General features: G+C 32.4%; 5 protein-coding genes. All 5 read left to right on the forward strand.

Translation table 11 applies throughout. The features are described 5' to 3' along the window. The first annotated feature begins 172 nt into the window (after positions 1-172). A complete protein-coding gene (locus D1839_RS20020; protein ID WP_207667479.1) occupies positions 173-592 on the forward strand; it encodes a sigma-70 family RNA polymerase sigma factor in 420 nt (139 codons plus the stop codon). 344 nt (positions 593-936) lie between these two features. Then, the gene (locus D1839_RS20025; protein WP_120381531.1) at positions 937-1,623 is read left to right on the forward strand and encodes a hypothetical protein; all 687 of its coding nucleotides are present in this window, start codon (positions 937-939) and stop codon (positions 1,621-1,623) included. A gap of 18 nt (positions 1,624-1,641) precedes the next feature. After that, positions 1,642-2,175, forward strand: a complete 534-nt coding sequence (locus D1839_RS20030) for a hypothetical protein (protein WP_120381532.1) — start codon at positions 1,642-1,644, stop codon at positions 2,173-2,175. A gap of 81 nt (positions 2,176-2,256) precedes the next feature. Further along, on the forward strand, positions 2,257-2,967 hold the full coding sequence (gene terS, locus D1839_RS20035) for a phage terminase small subunit (RefSeq protein ID WP_120381533.1): 711 nt from the start codon (positions 2,257-2,259) through the stop codon (positions 2,965-2,967). Beyond that, a partial coding sequence (locus D1839_RS20040; RefSeq protein WP_120381534.1) for a PBSX family phage terminase large subunit occupies positions 2,964-3,391 on the forward strand: 428 nt, incomplete at its 3' end. The genes terS and D1839_RS20040, both read left to right, overlap by 4 nt.

The following is a 3,391-nucleotide window of genomic DNA, read 5'->3' on the forward strand; positions in this document are numbered from 1 at the left end:
GTATAAAAAAATTGGAAGTCATGTTGGGTAGGTGAGATTCCATCTCACTCCACCCCAACATTTGACATAGAACCTTTATTTTAAATATGACGAGAGTGGGGGCTCGAATATGAATATGTGGGTAGATAGATTAGTTAGTGAATACGAAAAAGGACGAAAATAATTGATTAGAATGAAAGGTAAACTAAATACCGAACTTATTTATGATAGAGAGGATAAAAAACATATTAACAGCATGATTAACGATATGTCTGAATCCATTGAATGGATGAAAACAGGAAGGCAACCAGGGTTATATCGCGGCGTTGATAAAAAGAATGCTTATAGGAAAAAACAATATGATGAGATAGAAATCATTCCAGATATTATAGAGCAAATAGAACGAGAACCTTTGTATATGGATCAAGCGCAAAGACAAGCATTAATACGACTGTTTAAAACTTTTTCCGATAGAGAACGGCAGTGTTACATTATGTATGAAGCTGAACAATTAAGTATGCAACAGATTGCCGATAGATTAGGGATCAAAAAAAGAACTGTACAGCAATACATTGAGCGGGCTAGGGTAAAAGTTAAAAAAATTGCTTCATGACGTACGTTTTGACGTACGAACTTTGTATTAATAGAAAGACTTTTATATTGTAGGATTGATCAAAAGGTTCAAGTGAAATAGAACAAAGCTAGAAAGTTTTTCGATATATACTATATATCTTATGATGAGAATTTGGGGTTAAAGTGGTCAATAAGTTAATGTGTGATATGTAAATATGGTTTTGAATGAAGGAGCAATCTCCCTTAATTTACAATTGTTGTTAATTAATATTTAAAACAATAGTTACATATATTGCAACAAATTATTCTTAACATATATTTACATATTAAGGCATATTGGATAAAATTATATTCATAAATTCTAATATTGGGGGAAAGGTTTTTATGAAGAAAAATTTTGCTTTTTTAAGTGGCTTTATAGCGTTTGTTTTACTACTTTCATTCTTATCTCCGTCTATTTCATTTGCTAATGAAGGAGCACAGAACTGGGCAGATGTGGTTGAAGAAGATAATTCGATTACATATGATGAAAATCCTGAATTATTTAATAATCTTCAGGAAGTTGAATGGGAGAATGTTATAGATGATAATGAATATGTTGGTGATGATTCTTCGATTGAATCCGAGTCCATAATTATTCGGCCATTTGCCTGGGGTCTTATAGCAAGAGTTGTTATCAGTGGAGGTAAGCACGTAATAAAATGGGGTTCTAAAGTTTTTAAAAAGGCGCCGAAGTCAAAAGTGACTAACGCCTTGAAATCATTCAAAACTGCAACGTATAAAGTTGGCGGGCATACTTTCAAGTTAACTAAAACTGATATGAAACACATGCTACAAAGACATCATCCAAAATATTGGAATGGTACAGTGAAGAAGAAGCAAACATTTTATAATCCAAATTTATCTGTAAATGATGTGAAAAATATTGCTTTAAGTATTGCGAAACAAAATAGAAACAAATTAAAATCCAAAGGTACAAATTCAACTTTTCAAGTGCAAGGAACAGTAAAAGGTGTTAAATATGTTCTAGGGATAAGTAAAGGGCATATAAAACAACTTTATCCCAAGTAAAAAGTGGAGTGATTTTTAGTGGAAATCAAAAATTTCTTTCTTAAAAAGGAAGTATACGATTTAAATGATTTAATTCAAAATACTGAGTCTTATATTGGTGGTTTTAATAACCAATTTTTAGTTGAATTTATTGAGGAAAATAGAGATGAACATGTAGAAAATGGAATATTGATGGTAGAAGGGAGTATAGTTTTTACCTCAAATTATAAAGAAATTGGTAACATACCTATTTTTGACGACTTGCCTTCTTTATATTCTTACTATTTGAATGCTATTGAAGAATATCTGGATAATGGAGTAGGTACTTTTTATTATCCTAGTCAACCAATTGAAGTAGTTTTAAAAAAGGAAGTTGGCAAAAAAACAAAGTTAACGATAGATGGAGATTCTTTGGTGGTTAATGAGCAAGTTTTGATAGATGGTCTTATTAATAATTCACAACAATTCTTTGATCTATTATTAAATCAATTAAAACTCAAAAACTATAAGCATGAACTTACTCAAATAGAAGCTATTAAAAGATGTTTACTAGAAAATGGGCATAGTAATTGAGATTCAGCACTCCAATAACGGAGTGCTTTTTCTTTTGTCCAAAACAAACTCGATTAAAGTTGGAGGTGGGTGTTGATGTAAATGGAAGTCAAGCATAAGAAAGCTGAACAAGATTATATCCAAGGCATGAAATATAAGGATATAGCTGAGAAATATGAAGTATCAATTAATACCGTAAAGTCGTGGAAAAGGCGCCACGGTTGGGAAAGAAATAAGGGTGCACTCAAAGAAAAAAGTGTGCACACAAAAAGAGGCGGTCAACCAGGTAACAAGAATGCTATAGGAAATTCTGGCGGCGCTGCTCCCAAAAGAAATACTAATGCTGTTAAACACGGCTTATTTGCAAAGTACCTACCAGAAGAAACACTGGAGATAGTAAACGAAATAGATAGCATTGCTCCATTAGATATATTATGGATGAACATAAAAATGCAGTTTGCATCCATTATGAGGGCGCAACAGATTATGTTTGTAGAGGATAAAGATGATCTTACAGAAGTGCTAAAAAAAGAAAAAGATGGTGAAATGGTTACCGAAAAAGAATGGGAAATACAGTTCGCTTGGGATAAACAGGCGAACTTTTTAAACTCCCAAAGTCGAGCTATGGGTGAGTTGCGAAGCATGTTAAAACAGTTTTATGAACTTGCTAATTATGACGATGATCGTCTATTAGAGGTTGAAAAAATGCAGTTGACGATCAATAAAACGAAACTTGAGATTGATAAATTACAGAATAACACTGACAGTGATCCAATTGAAATCATGATAAAACGAAAAGGTGATACATCATGATAGAAAAAGAAGTGAACCCTCACTTTGAGAGTTTTCTCTTTAATTGGAAACAAAAGTTTCAGTTTCTTGTTGGTGGTTACGGCTCATCAAAGTCCTATCATGTTGCGCTAAAAATCATTTTAAAGCTGTTGCAGGAAAAACGAACAGCATTGATAGTAAGGGAAGTTTACGATACGCATAGAGATTCCACTTTTTCATTGGTAGAAGAAATTATTATTGATTTGGGATTGGCTCACAAAATTAAGTGTATTTCTTCTCCTATGCAGATACGTTTTCCTAATGGCAGCAAAATTATATTCAAAGGTATGGATAAACCTGAAAAGCTCAAGTCAATTAATAATGTTTCACTTATTTGGATAGAAGAATGTTCAGAGGTTAAGTATGAAGGCTTTAAAGAATTAATAGGGCGATTAAGACATCCTAC

It is taken from the genome of Roseburia sp. 1XD42-34, from assembly GCF_009917385.1.
Lineage (GTDB): Bacteria > Bacillota > Bacilli > Bacillales > Amphibacillaceae > Virgibacillus.

Coding starts and splice junctions, on each gene's coding strand:
- terS (WP_120381533.1), top strand. CDS start 2,257: ATGGAAGTCAAGCATAAGAAAGCTGAACAAGATTATATCCAAGGCATG.
- D1839_RS20025 (WP_120381531.1), top strand. CDS start 937: ATGAAGAAAAATTTTGCTTTTTTAAGTGGCTTTATAGCGTTTGTTTTA.
- D1839_RS20020 (WP_207667479.1), top strand. CDS start 173: ATGAAAGGTAAACTAAATACCGAACTTATTTATGATAGAGAGGATAAA.